Consider the following 226-nt stretch of genomic DNA (forward strand, 5'->3'; position numbering starts at 1 on the left):
GCCGGTGCGCACGGCATCGGCGGCCTGGGCACGCACGGCAGCGCGGTCGGCCGTGGACTTGTAGGTCACCACACGCGAACCAGCGGGCTCGATGCTGCGGGTCTTGGCGACTGCGGACGCTTCTGCCACCACTTCGGCGCGGGTGCGGCTGGTGTCGAACTTGGTGGCGAATTGCGAAGCATCGGCTTCGTCGGCGTAAGCACCGAAGGAAGCGAAAGCGGCAACA

The 226-nt window shown here is 67.7% G+C and carries 1 protein-coding gene; it reads right to left on the reverse strand.

Features of this window, described 5'->3' with window-relative positions:
* Positions 1 to 226, reverse strand: a 226-nt coding sequence (locus tag ASE31_RS00975) for a hypothetical protein (protein WP_057199755.1), incomplete at both ends; no start/stop codon positions are given.

It is taken from the genome of Acidovorax sp. Root217, assembly GCF_001428645.1.
Taxonomy (GTDB): Bacteria; Pseudomonadota; Gammaproteobacteria; order Burkholderiales; family Burkholderiaceae_C; genus Acidovorax.